15 protein-coding genes and 1 pseudogene are annotated in these 16,069 nt (G+C 63.1%); 6 read left to right on the forward strand and 10 right to left on the reverse strand.

Features of this window, described 5'->3' with window-relative positions:
- Positions 1 to 26: 26 nt before the first annotated feature.
- The 3 genes and pseudogenes from HOC_RS21815 to HOC_RS12680 form a co-directional block, all read left to right on the forward strand.
- Positions 27 to 158: pseudogene (locus HOC_RS21815) on the forward strand (acyl-CoA dehydrogenase family protein); the annotation flags it as partial.
- 41 nt (positions 159 to 199) lie between these two features.
- Positions 200 to 1,009 carry a crotonase/enoyl-CoA hydratase family protein gene (locus HOC_RS12675; protein WP_035539189.1) on the forward strand — a complete coding sequence of 270 codons (810 nt, stop codon included), beginning with the start codon at positions 200 to 202 and terminating at the stop codon, positions 1,007 to 1,009.
- A gap of 22 nt (positions 1,010 to 1,031) precedes the next feature.
- The gene (locus HOC_RS12680; protein ID WP_051624843.1) at positions 1,032 to 1,823 is read left to right on the forward strand and encodes an SDR family NAD(P)-dependent oxidoreductase; all 792 of its coding nucleotides are present in this window, start codon (positions 1,032 to 1,034) and stop codon (positions 1,821 to 1,823) included.
- A 66-nt stretch (positions 1,824 to 1,889) separates the two neighbouring features.
- Here HOC_RS12680 and HOC_RS12685 read toward each other — a convergent pair whose 3' ends face one another.
- Positions 1,890 to 2,489, reverse strand: a complete 600-nt coding sequence (locus HOC_RS12685; RefSeq protein WP_035539192.1) for a hypothetical protein — start codon at positions 2,487 to 2,489, stop codon at positions 1,890 to 1,892.
- Positions 2,490 to 2,693: 204 nt separating this feature from the next.
- Entirely contained in the window at positions 2,694 to 3,566 is an 873-nt protein-coding gene (locus HOC_RS12695) for an alpha/beta fold hydrolase (RefSeq protein WP_035539196.1), read from the reverse strand.
- A gap of 114 nt (positions 3,567 to 3,680) precedes the next feature.
- Between HOC_RS12695 and HOC_RS12700 the strand changes: the two genes are divergently transcribed.
- Complete coding sequence (locus tag HOC_RS12700) at positions 3,681 to 4,397, forward strand: hypothetical protein (protein WP_035539199.1); 717 nt, start codon at positions 3,681 to 3,683, stop codon at positions 4,395 to 4,397.
- On the opposite strand, the gene HOC_RS12705 is transcribed toward HOC_RS12700, so the two are convergent.
- The 7 genes from HOC_RS12705 to HOC_RS12735 form a co-directional block, all read right to left on the reverse strand.
- Entirely contained in the window at positions 4,398 to 6,779 is a 2,382-nt protein-coding gene (locus HOC_RS12705) for a serine/threonine-protein kinase (protein WP_162174844.1), read from the reverse strand.
- 261 nt (positions 6,780 to 7,040) lie between these two features.
- Complete coding sequence (locus HOC_RS12710) at positions 7,041 to 8,000, reverse strand: C1 family peptidase (RefSeq protein WP_035539203.1); 960 nt, start codon at positions 7,998 to 8,000, stop codon at positions 7,041 to 7,043.
- A gap of 2 nt (positions 8,001 to 8,002) precedes the next feature.
- Positions 8,003 to 8,500, reverse strand: coding sequence for a hypothetical protein (locus HOC_RS12715; protein ID WP_035539206.1), 498 nt, complete (start codon positions 8,498 to 8,500; stop codon positions 8,003 to 8,005).
- Complete coding sequence (locus HOC_RS12720) at positions 8,497 to 10,020, reverse strand: serine/threonine-protein kinase (RefSeq protein ID WP_084146301.1); 1,524 nt, start codon at positions 10,018 to 10,020, stop codon at positions 8,497 to 8,499. The genes HOC_RS12715 and HOC_RS12720 overlap by 4 nt, the downstream gene beginning before the upstream one ends.
- Positions 10,017 to 11,162, reverse strand: a complete 1,146-nt coding sequence (locus tag HOC_RS12725; protein WP_162174845.1) for an FHA domain-containing protein — start codon at positions 11,160 to 11,162, stop codon at positions 10,017 to 10,019. The genes HOC_RS12720 and HOC_RS12725 overlap by 4 nt, the downstream gene beginning before the upstream one ends.
- Positions 11,163 to 11,167: 5 nt before the next feature.
- The gene (locus HOC_RS12730; RefSeq protein WP_035539212.1) at positions 11,168 to 12,793 is read right to left on the reverse strand and encodes a zinc ribbon domain-containing protein; all 1,626 of its coding nucleotides are present in this window, start codon (positions 12,791 to 12,793) and stop codon (positions 11,168 to 11,170) included.
- Between the two features lie 2 nt (positions 12,794 to 12,795).
- Positions 12,796 to 13,347 (reverse strand): hypothetical protein, encoded by a 552-nt coding sequence (locus tag HOC_RS12735; RefSeq protein ID WP_035539214.1) that lies wholly within the window; start codon positions 13,345 to 13,347, stop codon positions 12,796 to 12,798.
- A gap of 144 nt (positions 13,348 to 13,491) precedes the next feature.
- On the opposite strand from HOC_RS12735, the gene HOC_RS12740 reads away from it, so the two are divergent.
- Complete coding sequence (locus tag HOC_RS12740) at positions 13,492 to 14,076, forward strand: ECF-type sigma factor (RefSeq protein ID WP_035539216.1); 585 nt, start codon at positions 13,492 to 13,494, stop codon at positions 14,074 to 14,076.
- A gap of 49 nt (positions 14,077 to 14,125) precedes the next feature.
- Here the strand turns inward: HOC_RS12740 and HOC_RS12745 are convergent, their stop codons facing one another.
- Positions 14,126 to 14,722, reverse strand: a complete 597-nt coding sequence (locus tag HOC_RS12745; protein WP_084146303.1) for a TetR/AcrR family transcriptional regulator — start codon at positions 14,720 to 14,722, stop codon at positions 14,126 to 14,128.
- Positions 14,723 to 14,856: 134 nt separating this feature from the next.
- Between HOC_RS12745 and HOC_RS12750 the strand changes: the two genes are divergently transcribed.
- Positions 14,857 to 16,056: an efflux RND transporter periplasmic adaptor subunit gene (locus HOC_RS12750; RefSeq protein ID WP_084146304.1), complete on the forward strand. Its 1,200-nt coding sequence runs from the start codon at positions 14,857 to 14,859 to the stop codon at positions 16,054 to 16,056.
- Positions 16,057 to 16,069 lie beyond the last annotated feature (13 nt).

A 16,069-nucleotide genomic window follows, 5' to 3' on the forward strand; every position in this document is an offset into this window, starting at 1 on the left:
TGTCTCATGGTCGCTGACGGGGAACAGGCGCGATGGGCATGACGAAGGAGATGCCTCTGCACCTGTTTGCCGGGCGTATCCGCAACATGCGGATCTATGACGGCCCTTCGGAAGTGCACCGCATGGTGGTGGCACGCAACCTGATGGATACGCGCTGACCGGCGCTTGGATTGAACGGAACAAGGACAGGATACTGACTATGAGTGATCGCATTACAATTTCGGTGAACAAGGGCGTAGCGGATGTGCGGCTGGTGCGCGCGGACAAGATGAACGCGCTGGACGACGCGATGTTCTCGCGGCTGATTTCAGCGGCGGAAGAGATCAACGCCAACAAGGAGATTCGCTGCGTTGTGCTGTCGGGCGAGGGGCGCGCTTTCTGTGCCGGTCTGGACATGGGCAATTTCGCCAAGATGGCCGAAGGCAAGCGCAGCGAGAACAGCGTCGCCGGTGGTGGCCTCGCCGCTCGGACGCATGGCATTGCCAACCGGGCGCAGCAGGCAGTGTGGGGCTGGCGGACATTGCGCGTGCCGGTGATCGCGGCGGTGCATGGCGTGGCGCTGGGCGGTGGTTTTCAGGTCGCCCTGGGCGCGGATATCCGGATCGTGCACCCTGACACCAAGATGTCGATCCTTGAAGTGAAGTGGGGCCTTGTGCCGGACATGAGCTCGACGGCGATCATGCGCCGACTGGTGCGAGACGACGTGATCCGTGAGCTGACCTATACGGGCCGCATCTTCACCGGCACGGAAGCCAAGGAGATGGGCTTCGTGACGCATCTTTCGGAGACGCCGTATGAGGACGCGATGAACCTGGCGCAGCTGATCGCGGAGAAGAGCCCGAGCGCGGTGCAGACGGCGAAGCAGCTGTATAACCGGATTGCGGACGGGTCTGATGCTGATGCGCTGATGGCGGAGTCGGAGCTGCAGGAGACGCTGATGGGCTCCAAGAACCAGATTGAGGCGGTTATGGCGGGGCTGCAGAAGCGCGTCGGCGACTTTATCGATTGATGTTTCTGCCAGAGGCTGCCCGATGATTGATTATGCTGGAAAAGTGGCGCTTGTGACGGGGGCAGGTTCCGGTATCGGGCGTGCCCTCGCTGAAGCGCTGGCGTGGCGCGGGGCCAAGGTGGTCTGCGCGGATATTGACGAGGCCGCTGCCAAGGCGACCGCGTCGGGCATTGGGCACAGTGCAATGGCGATCGCGTGTGACCTGGCGGACCATGACGCTGCGGGTGCGCTGATTGCGGAGGCGGCCGACTGGCAGGGGCGGCTGGACCTTGTCTGCTCGAACGCAGGCATCGGGTTTGGCAAGCGGCTGATCAAGCAGCAGCAGGATGCTGCGGCTGAGCGGCTGATGGAAGTGAACCTGTTTGCGAACCTGCGGATTGCGCAGGCCTATGCGCGGCTGATGCAGTCAACCGGGGCAAGCGGGCGGCTGATGATTACGGGCTCCGAGAACTCGCTGAGCCGGCCGGATGCGGTGCAAGGCAGCGGACAGGGCCTTTATGCCGTGACCAAGCATGGCGTGCTGATCATGACCGAGTGGATGCGCGACGAGTTCAGGTCCGGCAATGTGCCGGTGGAGCTGCACATATTGATGCCGGGCGCTGTTTATACCGGGCTGATCGCGCCGCTCATTCCGGACCCGGCCAAGGCGCCGGCGGGTCTGAACCTGATCATGCCGGAACGCTGCGCCGAGATCGCGCTGAGAGGCATGGACCTAGGCCTGTTCTATATTCCGACGCATGCCCACATCGCCGAGGACATGAAGCCGCGCACGCAAGGCGTGGCAGATGCGCTGGAGGCGCTGGGTCTGCGCTAAAGCCAGCACGGGCGCCCGCGCATGCGGGGCATGGCGGGCACCTGATTTCGATTGCAGAGGAGGACTCTAGCCCGGCGGGCATTTGGGCTGGAGGGCGAGGAGGCCGCGTGGGGCGTTTGGCGCTTTTGCGAGATCGTGTGGCAGGGCGATCTGGAGCGCGTACTGCATCACATCGGGTGAACTGACTTTGGCGGTTTCATCCATGTAACGGGCGACACGCTCGGCATAGGGGAGCGGATTGTCGAGGACGGCCTGCATGCGCGCGATGCGGCGCAGGAGGCTTTCCGTTGTGGGCTCTTGTGTCGGCGCATCTGTGCGGGGCGTGCGGACGGCTGTGGCGGATTTCGGGGCTTTAGCTGGAGCTTCCAGGGGGACGCACGGGTTAAAGACGCCGACACGCGTTGTGGGTGCGGTGGCGGCGGGTTTCGGCGCTGCGCGTTCGGCAGGCGGTTTGGCGGCCCGCTTCGGGGCGGGCGGCGGGAGGATCACGTCGACGGCCATCAAGTTGAGCGCGGCGCGCAGGGTGTCCTCGATATTTCGGAGTTCCTTGCTGGCCTTGCGGAAGGCGGCGCGCGGCATGGCGACGGCTGCGCCGCCGATCCGGCCGATGAAGTCATCCATCAGCTTGCGCGCGCGGGTGAAGAGAGAGGCGAGAAGGTCATCCATGGGCGCCAGTATAGGGGCGGTGCGCATGGGGGCAGATAAGGGGGCGGTTTTCCGACGGGGTTTGTGTGTGGGGATAGGGGATTTGGGGGTGTGTTTGCGGGGGATAAGTGGGCTTTGGCTGCATGAGGTCCCGGCTTTCGCCGGGACTGCGGCGTGTGAGGGCTCGTCCTTCGACTTCGCTCAGGATGAGCGTTCAATACAAACCTAGAGGAAGGCTTTCATGTCTGCGACGAAGCGGTCGAACTGGTCGTGGTGGAGCCAGTGGCCGGCGTTTTCGTAGACTTTGACTGTGGCGTCCTTGAAGTGTTTGGCGCGGCCGTCTTCTTCGGGGTTGGAGGCCCAGCTCTTCTCGCCGTAGAGGAGCAGCGTGGGACAAGTGATGGCTTCCCACAGGGCTTGGATGTCGGCGTAGGGGATGTCGTAGGGCGTCATCACGCGGAAGTAATTGTCGAATTTCCAGGAATAGGTGCCGTCTTCGTTCTGGCTGATGCCGTGGACGGTGAGGTGACGGGCCTGCTCGTCTGTCAGGTAGCTGTTCTCGGTTTTCATGCGCTGGTAGGCGTCTTCGAGCGTGGCGTATTTCTTCGAGGTGCGACCGGCGGCGGCGCGCTTTGAATCGATCCAGTCGCGCATGCGCTGGCCGGGCGTGTCGCTGAAGCGTTCCTTGATGACCTTCGGCGACGGGCCGAGGCCTTCGATGGCGACGATCTTGCGGACCTTTTCCGGGTAGATTCCGGCATAGCGCAGCGAGATGGCGCCGCCATAGGAGTGGGAGACGATGGTGACGGGATCGAATTTCAGCTGGTGGATCAGCTGGGCGAGATCGTAGACGCAGGCGCGGACGGAATATTCGCCATCTTCCGACCAGGCGCTGTCGCCATGGCCGCGCAGGTCTGGCGCGACGACGTGCCAGTCCTTGCTGAGTTCCTCGGCCACCCAGTCCCAGCTGCGGCAATGGTCGCGGCCGCCATGCACGAGGACGAGCGGCGGAGCGTCATGGTTGCCCCAGTCGACATAGTGGAGGCGCAGGCGCTGGGAGATGAAACTGTTCGAGGTCGGGCCGGAGAATTTTGTCATGGAGATGATTTGCCCGGCTTTGGCGGGCCCTGTCCAGACCCGGCATTAGATTGCCGTAGGGGCGACCCGTTTGGCGGCATTCCTGCGCCTCTCTGATAGGGAGGAAAATGCGTAATGATAGCGACGATTGAGGGCGATACGGTGCTGGACCGGCCGACGGCAGGCTGGGCTGGCGGTTACGTTGCGGCATTGGTGTTGGCGAGCACGGGCCTCTTCCTCGCGGCGTTGGTGCTGGCTTTGCTGTTTTCGGGGAATTGGGGGCCGGGGCTGATCCTGCTGGTGCTGCCGGTCTGGATGCTGGGGCTGACGGCCAATGTATGGCGAGACTGCGAGGCGAAGCGGCTGTGGCGGGTGCGCATCGCGCCGGGTGAGCTGGTGATGGACCTGCCGTCGGGGCGGTCGCTGATGGCGCATCAGGCACGGGTACGGCTCGCGCTGGACGTGAAGGATGTTGCGGCACTGGAGACGCGGCTGGAGGCGTTTCGCTCGTTCGGCATGGCGAACATGCAGCGCAATTATGGTCTGCGGCTGACCAATGGCGAGCTGATCGTGCTGGGCGAGGACCGGGCGCTGGCAACCGGCATGGCGGAAGAAACAATGGGGCAGATGGTGGACACGATTGTCCAGAAGACCGGCCTGCCGCTTGTGGACCTTGGCATGGTGGAGGGGCACGGTGGATTGTTTGGCCTGCTCTTTACGTCCGTGCCGCGCTGGGACACGGCCAGCATGTCGGTGGAACGCATGCGGGCGCTGTGGCAAAAAACGGCCATGACGGGCGGGTTGGCAACCGTGGTGATTATTGCCGGGCTGATCCTGTCGGTGATGTTCTGACTATTTTGTGCAGAGCGGGTATTGGGTGAAATAGTCTGCCATTTCGGGCCGGTCGCTTTCGAGCATTGTGCCAGCCTCTTCCATTATGTCGTTGAAGCGCTTGAGTTCGGAGAGGCGGAAGCAGCGTTCGGCTTCGTGACCGCCCCAGTTATTGTAGAACTCGTGGAGCTGGACGTTCTGGACCAGCATGTTGCGCTGGTAGGCGCCCTTGTCGGGGGACTTCTCGTAGCGGTCCTGGAACCATTGGGTGGCGCCGAGCAGGCTCTTCTCGGCTTCTTCCATGCGGCCGAGGTCGAGTAGCGGGTAGGCCATTTCGCCGAGATAGATGGCCTGCGATTCCTTCGCGTCCGCATCGTCAGCATCGAGCACGATGCGGCGGTCGAGCAGGGCGAGGGCGGCCTGGTAATCGGCGACGGCCTTTTCGGGCTCGCCAAGTTTGTACCAGGCAAAGGCGCGGCGCCAGTGGGCGAAGGTGACACCGCGCCAATAGGCCAGCGTTTCGGCCGGGATAAGCGCGTGGATTTTCTCCAGGGTTGCGAGCCCAGCGGTGGCGGCGTCGACGGCTTCCTGCGGATGGCCGGTGTTGAGCAGGACTTCCGACTGCATGCGCTGCGTGCGGCCGAGGCCGTAGAGGAAATCGACATTGTCCGGATTATCTACAAGGAGTACCTTGAGTTCCGATGTGACACGTTCGAGGCGCGCGACGGCTTCGTCTGACTGGCCGTTGCGATACAGCATTGAGCCCAGGTCGCCATCGATGGCGAGGTATTTGAAGCGCTGCTTGGTGTCTTCGGGGCGCTTGTCGAGATAGGCCTTGTAATAGTCGAGGCTGGTCAAATTCTCGGCGATGGCGCGGTCGGTCTCGAAATCGATGTAGAAGGAGGCGCTGGCGAGTTCGGCATAAAGCTCGCCGAGCGCGAGGAGGAGTTCCGGGCTCTTGTCTGGATTGGCTTCAAGCGGTTTCAGGAGGGCAGCGGCGCGCTGGCGGTTGGTTTCTGCAAGGTCGATGTCGCCGGTCGAGCTGAAGCTCGGCGAACCTTGTATCTCGGAAAGGCGGACGAAGCCCTGGGCGGTTTCGATCTTCAGCGCTTCGGAGGCGCGCGCGTCGGCGGCGAGGGAATCCAGATAAGTCTGCGCGGCGTCGGCGAGTTCGAGCTTGGCACCGGTGGAGCCGGGGACGAGATCGATCTTGTCATAGACATCGAACATCATTGATTTGGCGAGGGTGCGGACCTGCTGGAAGCGGTAGTCGGTTTCGCGGCGGGCGGCTTCGGCGCGGTTGTACTGGGCGAGCGTGACGCCGAGGGCTGTGGCGAGGCCGAGGAAGGCGAGCGTGGTGCCGGCGGCGACGAGGCGGCGGCGCTTGAGGAACTTGGCGACGCGGTAACCGGCGCCGCCTGCACGGGCCTCGACCGGCTGGTCGGTGCGGAAGTTCTGCACGTCCTCCATCATGGCATCGACTGAAGCGTAGCGGCTGTCGGGATCGATCTCGGTGGCGCGGGCGATGATGGCGGCGATGTCAGCCGGGGGCGACATGTCTTCCATCAGGGCGTCGAGCAGCTTGCCGAGGGAATAGACGTCCGAGAGCGTATTGGTGCCGGCGCCCTGCGCGCGTTCGGGGGCGGCAAAACCGGGCGTGAAGCTGAGACTGATGAGCGAGGCGGAGCCTACGCCGGGCTCGGCGGCCAAGGCATCAAGGTCGTTCGGCTTGGCGATTCCGAAGTCGATCAGCTTGACCTGCCCGCCATGGGTGACGAGCACGTTGGAGGGCGTGATATCGCGGTGGACGATGAGGTTCTGGTGCGCGTGGCGCACGGCGGCGCAGGCGTCACTGAAAAGCCAGAGCCGGTCGTCGATGCCGAGGCCCTGCTCATCGGCCCAAACCGTGATCGGCTGGCCGTCGATGTATTCCATGATGATATAGGGCGAGCCGTCTTCCAGTTCGCCGCCGTCGAGGAGGCGGGCGATGTGGGCGTGGGTCAGGTCTGCGAGGATCTGCCGCTCGCGGCGGAAGCGGGCGATGAGGGCATCGGAGAGGACGCCGGGGCGAATGATCTTGATGGCGACCTTATGGGCGAAGTCACCGGAATCGCGTGTGCCTTCGAAGACGGCGCCCATGCCGCCCTGGCCGATCTGGCCCGTGATGCGGTAGGCGCCGATGCGCTCGGGGGCGGGCGGTTGGGCTGCGTCGGCCCCCGCGCCGCCCGTTTTGAGGGACATGTTGCCGGAGCCGTCGGCGTCCAGCAGCTCCAGCGCGCGGTCGCGCAGCGCGGTGTTGGCGCCCGCCTGCTGAGCCACCCAGCCGCGCCTTGTATCCGATGGTTGGTCCAGCGCCTCGGAGAAGAGCGCCATGGCCAGCGTGTCCAGGTCAGGCGTGCTCATCGTCATGTCCCCACATGTCTAGTGTCCCGGCGGAGACTGTTGCCGATAGCGGGCCGCGACGCAACGGGGACGGTGAATTCAGGAAAATTTCAACCGGTGTGACCCGGCCTGCCGGATTTGCGCGCCTTGTGTATTGAGGCCCCGGGGATAAGTGCCAGGGCCGAAGCTGCCGGGAGGGGGACGCCCGGAGGAACGCCACCTGGCTTGCTAATCTCCATAGCGGCCGGGTGGCGGTCCATTGGCTGCCCCATGGCAGACCGATCAATAGCCGCCCCCGGCGCCCGGTCCCCGCAGGCGATCCCGTATACCGCGCTTGGCCTGTTCGAGGCTGGATTCCAGGTCGGCGCCGATATTGCGCTTCAGGTTGGACAGGGCGCTTGTCATCTGGGCGGGCGCCTCGGCCCGGACGGCTGAGACGGCCTGCTGCTGCGATGGCCCGCTGACGGAGAAGTTCGAGCGGCTCTCGATGGAACCGATGGTCCAGAAGCCATAGGGGTGGCTGTAATGCTCCATCACATCATAGGCGATCCAGAGGTGGCCCTGTTGCCCCCAGTCGGCGCCCCATGAGTTGCGCACGAGCCAGGCGCCGCGCGCGTCGTCATACCCGACGATGAGCATGGCGTGGCCGCCCGACGGCTGGAGCCAGCCGCCACGCGGGCTGGCGATCTGGCCGGTATCGCGGGCTTCGACCATCAGCATCTGCTCCGGCAGGCTGATGCCGAACACGACAGGCAGGCCATTGGCGACGGTGGCCTTGGCGCCGAGGCCACTGCCTGTGCGGGCATAGGATATGGCGCTGAACTGTTCCGCGCCCTGGTAGCAGGCCTGAACGGGCTCGGTGGCCCACATGGCCTGCTGGTAGGGCCAGGCGCGTTCGGGGCAAGCGCCGAAGGCGAGGACAGAGGCCATGACATGGTGGATGAAGGTGCCGCAGTCCTTGTCGGTTGTGCCGCCGATCTTGCGGGCGTTGTAGTAGACATAGAGGCGCGAAAGGTCTGTCAGGCCCTGACCGGAGAGGCGCTGGTGATATTCCAGTGCGCCGACGACGGCATTGGCCGCGCAGGAGCCGACATGGCCCTGGTTCTCGACTGGCGAACACAGGCCGCGCAGGTCGATGCGTTCCGGAAGGCCGCTATTGTCGGCCTTGAGCATGGGCGCGGCGCTTGGCGTCTCCTCGATCAGGCAGCCATCCGTGCGGTACTTTGAGTAATCCTGTGGCATTCTCAGTCTCCTGTTAGATCTGTGTCGGGATCAACTGCTTGCGGGCGTAGCTCGGTTGGTTGTCCCGCCGGAACGAAGGCCGCGTGATTGAAGTGAAGCAGGCCGTGGGCGTTGAGTGAGCCGTCCAGGTTGTGCGTTTCGAAAAGGGCGTGCGTGTCGTCGATCAGGTGGGCCTCGCCCTGGGCGAGCGGCGTGCTGTCTGGATAGGCGATCTGGTAGAGGAGCTGGCCGTTACGGATGTGGCCGGTCATCGTCACCCCGGCTAGATTGCCGTTGCCGAGCGTTGCGGCCAAGTTGGCGCCGGTGACGCTGACATCCCAGTTATTGCCGAGGCCGTCTTCCCACTCGCCTGTCGGATAATAGAGGGCGGGTGAGACTGGCAGCTCGGTCGTTTCACCGCCGAGCAGCTCATCCTTCTTCTCGCTTTCGGGGCCGAAGACGGAGCTGGGTTTGCAGGCTGTGAGGGCGAGGACAACGGTCAATATAAGGATAAGTCTCATGGGCAGGGCCCTCCGGGCTCATGATTGACGTGGAACTGGCCTGACAGGTTGAGATTCCCGTAGCTGTCGAAGGTCCGGTAGTTGAAGTGGCACTGGTCGGTCTGGGTGCCGGTGCCGCTGGCGACGTCCATGCCCTGCACGTTGAGAACGTATTGAAGTTTCTGGCCGTTGATGCCGCCGCGAATGTTGATCGGTGTTCCATCGGCGGCGCGGCCGGATCCGGAGAAGGCGCCATTGTTGTTGAACTGGAGATTGTAGTAGCCGCCGATGCCGTCGGCCCATGTGCCGTTGTAATAGGCGAATGGAGAAGCCGGAGGCAGGGGTGGAGGCAGAGGTGGAGAAGGAGGTAGTGGCGGCGGGAGTGGAGGAGCCGGAGGAGCCGGAGGAGGCTGGGGATTGCCGGGTGAGTCGACAACCATGCCGACGACAACAAGACTAAACAGGACCGCAGAGCCGGCGGCGACCCAGATGAGCGGCTTTGCAGATGTCTTGTTTGGGTTCGGCTCAACGGGCTTGTGCGGGATGCGGTTGACTGCGCCGATGAGGGACTGACGGTACTCAGCCGCCGACTGGGGGCGGGAGTCGCGATTGTCGGACATGCCCTTGAGAATGAGTGCGTCGACTTCCAGCGGCACGTCCGAGCGCCCGCCAGATGGCGGTTGCCAGTGGCGGCCGGGGACCACGCCGACGAGAAGTTCGTAGAGCATGACCGATATGGAGTAGAGGTCTGCCGAGGGGCCGGCGGCGTCCGCATTGGTGCGCTGTTCGGGGGCCATGTAATCGGGCGTGCCGAGGCCCGTGCCGCTGGACGAACTGGCAAGGTTGCCTGCGGCGCGGGCGATGCCGAAGTCGAGCAGCTTGAGCGGGGCGGACCGATCCGTCGGCTCGTGCAGGAGAATGATGTTCTCGGGTTTGAGGTCGCGGTGGATGACGCCTGCATCATGGGCAGCGCGAAGGCCGTCGAGGATTTCCACGATGATGCGGGCGGCGACGCGGAGCGGCACGGACTCACCGCGCTGCATGACGCGGCCATGCCAGCTGCGCAGGGAAATGCCGTCGAGATATTCCATCGCCACGAAGGGCTGCTCGCCCGCGAGGCCGACGTCATAGACGGCAACGACATTGGGGTGGCGGATGTCGCGGGCGGTGACGCCCTCTTCGATGAGGCGCTTGATGGCGCGCTCGCCGCCGAGATGGGAGGCATTGATGAGCTTCAGGGCGACAGTCTTGCCGGAGACCTTGTCGGCGGACTTGTAGACGACGCCCATGCCGCCGCGCCCGATGACGCTGTCGATTGTGTAGCGGTCCGCGAAGACCTGTCCTGGCTGGAGCGTGGGAGAGGTTTTCGACTGAGTGCCGGTTGGGTTGTCCGGGTCAGGCGTGATGAGGCCGGTCATGGGTGTAACCTGGTCCACGGCGCCCGACAGCTCGCTGTTCGCACGAACGGGTTTTCCGCAATTGGGGCAGAAGAGGGAATCGGGCGGCAGGTCTGCGCCGCATTTCTCGCAAGGGGTCATCATTGGCCTCCGACCAGACGTTTGAGGATGATCCTGTCGACTTCGTCGTGCTGGGTTTCGAACTGGACCTTGAGGGCGATGGCGTTGGGATTGCGGACGAGCGGGCGGATCATGTCTCCGTCGCTGAGGGCGACCATTTTGCCGCGCCGCAAGGCTTCGTCGTTCACCAGGAGGCCATTCTGGCTCTCCACGCGGAGCATGAGACGATCATTTTCTATGAAGAGCTGGAAGTGACGGCGGGAGATGTGGATCGAGGCATCCTCATCAATCTCGCCATTGCGGGAGATCAGCAGGCGGACGTCATTCATGCCGCCTTCCGGGGCATTCGAGGCGCGGCCGATGCCGATGACGCCGGTATGCGTGCGGATTGGGCCATCATAAGGCGCGTGGCCCTTGTCGAAGCCCTGCCAGACAAGCGCGGTTGACTTGGTGACGGCGAGATTGGCCGCGTATCCGCGATGGCCGAGCGTGCGCTCGAGTGTATCGGCGCGGCGCAGGGTGAGGCGGATCGGCTCAGCATGGGTGGCGATGCCGGCCTCGCGTTCCTTCTGGATGCGGGTCGGGTTGTAGATGGTCATGCCAGCGCCGATGGCATCGGCCTGGATATTGTAATTCTGGACAATTTCGGACGGGCCATCGGGATCAACCGGAATGGCGATGGATGTGGTGAAGACGTAGCGCTCCTCGCGCCAGAGATAGCGGGTGGCTACGGTGATGTGGACGTCGAAGCGATGGAGGCCTGCGGTTTCGAGGACACCCGTACGCAGGCCGACTTCGGCTGTGCCGCCCGAATTCAGCCGCTGGAAGGTGAGATCGACGGGGCGTACCTCGCCGTCACCGCCGCGTATCCACATTTCCTCGACGAAGAGGGGACGACCGACCGGGGAATTGTTTGCCACGACCAGCGGCAAGGCCAGCGTGCCCCCGACCTTGATGCTTGAAGCGGAGCCGGCGTCGAGGCTGATCTCGGGTGAGACGCAAACGGGGCAGCAGCCGGCCGCATCGAGCAGGCCGCCGCACTCGTCTGTCGCCATACAGCGCTGCAGTGGCGAGCCGCATTCGTCGCAGAAGGTCGCCTCCCGGTCGAGCGATGCCCTGAAGCAGCACTTTCCGGGATAGACGGTGGAGGGCTGGGGACGTGCCATCAGGGTCATGTCCGAAGCTTGTGGCCGCACTGTTTGCAGAAGTTCGCCTTGGCGAGGTTTACAGCCGAGCATTTGGCGCATTCGATCGAGGTGGCAGCTGCCGCTGAGGAGCCGCTGCTGGCCGGGGCGCCACCTTCCTTGCCACCTGCGCCATGGGCAACACCGACGGCGCCGTCCATGCCCATGCGGAACATGTCGCGGGCTTGGGCCTCTGACCGGATCTGGGCGGCGGTGGCGGCCTCGACCATGTCGCGCATGGCCTGCATGGTTTCGCCGGAGGATTGCCCCTTGGCGCGGGCCTGTTCGGCGAGCACCTGGGCCACGTCTGTCGAGAGGCCGGCATTGATCGCGAGGATCTGCTCAGGGGACATGGACTTGAAGGCATTGATCTCGGTCGCCTTGACGCGCCCCTTGGCATCCAGCACGTCGATTTCGTTCTGGGTGTTGGCGCCGGAGAGGCGGATGGCGAGATTGGTTTCTGCTTCACTGGCCTGAAGTTCGATCTGCTGAAGGCGGGCAATATGGTCGGCCTGCTGCTTCTGGACAGCGGCGGTGATTTCAAGTTCGGTGAAGGCACCGGACTTGCGCATCTGGTCGGCCTGGCTCTGCTGGATCAGCGCAATGTCGCTTTCGATGCCAGCCTGGCGCTTGCGGATTTCGAGCAGTTCGGCATCGTTGCGGGCGGTCGCGAGGGAGTCTTCGAAGCGGGCAGCGCGTTCGATTTCGAGCGTGTTGATCTCGTGGCCAAGGGCCTCAAGTTCCTGGCGCCGCTTGGCCCCTTCGCGGGCATCGAGGAATTCGATCTCGCTGTTGAGGGCCATGTGCTTCAGTTCGTCTTCCGACGCGCTTTGAAGCTTGGCGAGGTCGACCTGGGATTTCAGGGTGATCTCAGTGGCATCATTCTCGCGTTCGATTTCGCGCTTGATGATTTCGAGCTGGTGATCGAGCGCGTCCTGCCGGCGGTCGGCATCGGCGCGTTCCATCTCGGCGACTTCGGCCGTGTTGGTGGCCCATTCGAGGGAGACGGCGCGGACGATGAGACCGAGATCGCCGACGATGCGCTCGACTTCGAGCATGATGTCGGCTTGGATCTTGTCCTGAAGGCCGGTCTCGCCGCGGATCTGTGCGGCGTCCATGCGGCCAATGGCGGCTTCAAAGACACGGTCGGACAAGTGAGGACGGATGCGGTCCAGCACGTCGGCCTTGGAGAGGGCCTTGCGGCCAGGGGTTTGCTCTTCTCCGTTGGAGCGGCTGACGCCGTGCATCATGCCGAGGATGTTGGACGGCTTGTCGGGATCGACCTGAAGTTCGAGCGTGGCGACGCCGGCGATCTCGATCTTGTCTTTCGACATGGCCTTGAGGGCCGTCTGGACCGAGAAGGGCTTCAGGTCGGCAATCATCATGCCGATATGGGTGGAGCCACCGACGAGGCCCTTGAGCTTGTCGGCGACACCGCCGACGGAGAAGTGGCCGCCCTTGAAGGCATCGATCAGCTGGCCGTTCTTGAACAGGAGCGCGGCATAATCGGGCGGCACGGCGAAGCGCTTTTCGAAGAAGGCCTTGAATTCGGACTGGCGCATGAATTCAGCAAGCATGCGCGGGTCGCTGAGGACGATTGGCTCGGATGCCATGATTATTTCTCCTCCCATTTGCGGTTGGTGACGAAGGTGACGAGGTTGTAGAGAATGACGATGACCGTCACGGCGACACCGATCGGGTGGGCTGTGACGACGCCCATGAGGCGTTCGCTGGCGGAATATTGCTCCCAGATGCGGCCCATGAAGGTGACCTGGAACACGGTTCCGGAGATCATGGTGGCGAGGGAGAAAAGCGCCATGAACAGCGAGATCAGGCGGGCAATGCGGCTGATGCGCGTTTCCTTGGCACGGGCGAGCCGGCGGGCGTGGACCTCCTCGTCACGCTGGCGCTTGTCGAGTTCCTTGTCGAAACTCTCGCCGCGTTTGATGGCCTCGGCACGGGCTTTCTTGTCGACGGACAGGAAATCCGGCTGGGCCTTGCGGTTGGGGCTGGCCGAGCTGGAGGTCGTCAGGTTCGAGGCTGAGCGGCGCCAGAGGACAAAGACTGTCCAGGCGAGCCAGACGGCGGTTACAGCGCATGTCACGTTAAAAAGGATGTCGATCAGCGGCCATGCTTCGGCCGGTATTGATCGCAGGGTCTCGTCCATTGGCTTGCTCCTTGCATCAGGCTTCCAATGACAGAGGCGCGGGGACGCAGCGTTTCGGTTCAGCCGGGCCAATTTATTTTTTGGCTTTGATGAGTTGGGGCGCTGTGCTTCACTGACTACAGGGACGACGACAGGACATGGGTGGTGGCAGACACAGACGGGATTGAAGCCAAGCAATTACTGGCAGCGTGGCGGGCCGGGGACATGGTCGCGCGCGACCGGTTGTTCACTTTGCTATACAGTGAACTGAGGCAGGTATCGGCCGCCTTGCTCCGCTCCGAGCGCAACAGTTCCTTGTCGACGGGCGACCTCGTGAACGAGGCCGTGATGCGGCTGGTCCAGATGGACCAGATCGAATGGGCCGACAAAACTCATTTCCTGGCACTCTCGGCGCGGGCCATGCGCCGTATCCTGATCGACAATGCCCGCAAGAAGCACACCGACAAGCGCCACCATCACAAGGTGACGCTGGTGACGCGGCTGGGTGGGGTGACCAGTGAACGGATCGATTTCGACGTGCTGGAAAAGGCGCTGATCCGGCTGGCGGCCATCGACAAGGAAAAAGCCGACATTGTTGAGTTGCGCTATTTTGCCGGGATGAGCCACCAGGAGATTGCCGAAGTGACGGGATCGTCGGAGTCGACCGTCAAGCGCGGCTGGCGCGCGGCGCGGGCCTGGCTGATCGATGCGCTGCAGGAAGATCGCCGCGTGCGCAATGCGCCGTCCTGAGCGCTTTTCATTCCAGATAGACTGTTACAATCGCCTGACGGCGGTGTGATCAGTCTGACAAGACGGCGCGGATTACCTTGCGCAGATAGCGGAGCAGGGCTTCGCGATCGAGGTCCGGGTTGCGCAGGATGCGGATGGGCAGGCCGCCAAACAGGGTGAACATCAGTTCGACGCGGCCTTCGGCGTCGCTGAGCCCCATTTGCTCGCCGATCAGGCGCTTGAAAGCCTCGCGCGTCTCTGCGTCGTTGGCTCGCAGTTTTTCGGCGATGGCGGGGTTGCGCTGGGCTTCGGCGATGATTTCGAGGTTCAGCGCAGACTGGAAGGGGTCAGTTTGCGTGCGGACGCCCTCATCGGCCCGCTCGACCAGTTCATGCATGAGTTCTTCGCGCGGAATATCGTGAAAACCGAGCATCTTTTCACTATGTAATTCCGATTCACGGTCGACAATCGCTTCGATGATCGCGTCCTTATTTTCGAAATAGTGATAAATATGCCCTGCGCTCATGCCGGCCTGTTCGGCAATGCGGGCCATTCCTGCGCCATGAAACCCTTGTTCCACAAAGCAAATTGCCGCTGCGTCAAGGATTTGTGTGCGTCTCACCTCTGCGCGTCGCGACAGTTTTGCGGTTTCGTTGAGTGGGCTCATCAATATTGGGACCGCTTATTCATGAAAAATTCTGCCTTTAGGGGTTGATTTGTTGCAGCGCAGTATTATTTCGAACGTTCATTCTAACATTTCAATCACTACATACATACCGGCGATTGATCAAGGTGAGTTTAATGCCACATTTTTCCAATAATATCCGGGCGTTGTTTGCAACTGCGCTTTTTGGCGCAGTCGCAGCGTGTGGTCCTTCGGGACAAGACGCCGCCCCACAGGCGCCGCCTGCTCCCGCCGTTGACATCACGGTTGTCCACAAGACGAGTGTGGAGAGCACGCGTGAACTGCCGGGCCGCGCCCGTGCGTATCGCGAGGCCGAAATCCGCCCCCAGGTGACAGGGCTGATCCAGTCGCGGCTCTTCACGGAAGGCCAGATGGTCACGGCCGGCCAAGCCCTTTACCAAATTGATGCATCCGAATACGCCGCCAGCGTGAACAGCGCGAAAGCCGCGCTTCAGCGCGCCGAGGCGACCGCCGAAGCAGCGCGCCAGACGGCCAGCCGCTACCAGCGCCTTTCCGAGATCAACGCTGTCAGCCGCGAGAATTATGACCAGGCCGTTGCTGCCCAGCGGCAGGCCGAAGCCGATGTTGCCATGCAGAAAGCCGCCGTGCAGAGCGCCAGTATCAATCTGGCCCGCACGAAAGTGACGTCTCCCATTGCTGGCCGGATCGGCCGCTCGACGGTGACGCCGGGCGCGCTCGTGACCGCAAACCAGGCAACGGCGCTGGCCAATGTACTGCAACTCGACCCGATCTACCTGGACCTTGCGGCCGGCAGCTCGAAAATCCAGGAATGGAAGCGGGATGTGGCCGAAGGCCGGATCCAGTCGACTGATGGCGAAAGCGTCGAAGTGAAGATCAAGCTTGAGGATGGCACGGTCTATCCCGAGCCCGGCAAGGTGGAATTCGGCGAAGTCAGCGTCGATGAGACAGCCGGTTCGGTGATCATCCGCGCTGTTGTCGCCAATCCGGACGGCCTGTTGCTGCCTGGCATGTATGTGAATGCAAGCTTCAGCGCCGGCGCCTATGATGACGTATTCGTGCTGCCACAGGCTGCGGTTAGCCGCGATGCCAAGGGCAATCCGACGGCGATGGTCGTGTCTGCGGACAATAAGGTTGAAGTGCGTAACCTGAAGATCATTGAAGCCTCCGGTAGCGACTGGATTGTTTCCGACGGTCTTGAAGACGGGGACCGGATGATCGTGAGCGGATTCCAGAAGATCCAGCCGGGCGCAACCGTTACAGTCCAACAGCCAATGGCCGAAACGGCTGTCGGCCCCCAGCAGCCCGGCGCCGATATGGCCGCTGGCAAACCCTAACAAGAACGCGGGC

This window comes from Hyphomonas oceanitis SCH89 (genome assembly GCF_000685295.1).
GTDB classification, from domain to species: domain Bacteria; phylum Pseudomonadota; class Alphaproteobacteria; order Caulobacterales; family Hyphomonadaceae; genus Hyphomonas; species Hyphomonas oceanitis.

Coding starts and splice junctions, on each gene's coding strand:
- HOC_RS12750 (WP_084146304.1), top strand. CDS start 14,857: ATGCCACATTTTTCCAATAATATCCGGGCGTTGTTTGCAACTGCGCTT.
- HOC_RS12720 (WP_084146301.1), bottom strand. CDS start 10,020: ATGATGACCCCTTGCGAGAAATGCGGCGCAGACCTGCCGCCCGATTCC.
- HOC_RS12700 (WP_035539199.1), top strand. CDS start 3,681: ATGATAGCGACGATTGAGGGCGATACGGTGCTGGACCGGCCGACGGCA.
- HOC_RS12695 (WP_035539196.1), bottom strand. CDS start 3,566: ATGACAAAATTCTCCGGCCCGACCTCGAACAGTTTCATCTCCCAGCGC.
- HOC_RS12710 (WP_035539203.1), bottom strand. CDS start 8,000: ATGCCACAGGATTACTCAAAGTACCGCACGGATGGCTGCCTGATCGAG.
- HOC_RS12680 (WP_051624843.1), top strand. CDS start 1,032: ATGATTGATTATGCTGGAAAAGTGGCGCTTGTGACGGGGGCAGGTTCC.
- HOC_RS12675 (WP_035539189.1), top strand. CDS start 200: ATGAGTGATCGCATTACAATTTCGGTGAACAAGGGCGTAGCGGATGTG.
- HOC_RS12730 (WP_035539212.1), bottom strand. CDS start 12,793: ATGGCATCCGAGCCAATCGTCCTCAGCGACCCGCGCATGCTTGCTGAA.
- HOC_RS12745 (WP_084146303.1), bottom strand. CDS start 14,722: ATGAGCCCACTCAACGAAACCGCAAAACTGTCGCGACGCGCAGAGGTG.
- HOC_RS12735 (WP_035539214.1), bottom strand. CDS start 13,347: ATGGACGAGACCCTGCGATCAATACCGGCCGAAGCATGGCCGCTGATC.
- HOC_RS12705 (WP_162174844.1), bottom strand. CDS start 6,779: ATGAGCACGCCTGACCTGGACACGCTGGCCATGGCGCTCTTCTCCGAG.
- HOC_RS12685 (WP_035539192.1), bottom strand. CDS start 2,489: ATGGATGACCTTCTCGCCTCTCTCTTCACCCGCGCGCGCAAGCTGATG.
- HOC_RS12715 (WP_035539206.1), bottom strand. CDS start 8,500: ATGAGACTTATCCTTATATTGACCGTTGTCCTCGCCCTCACAGCCTGC.
- HOC_RS12725 (WP_162174845.1), bottom strand. CDS start 11,162: ATGGCACGTCCCCAGCCCTCCACCGTCTATCCCGGAAAGTGCTGCTTC.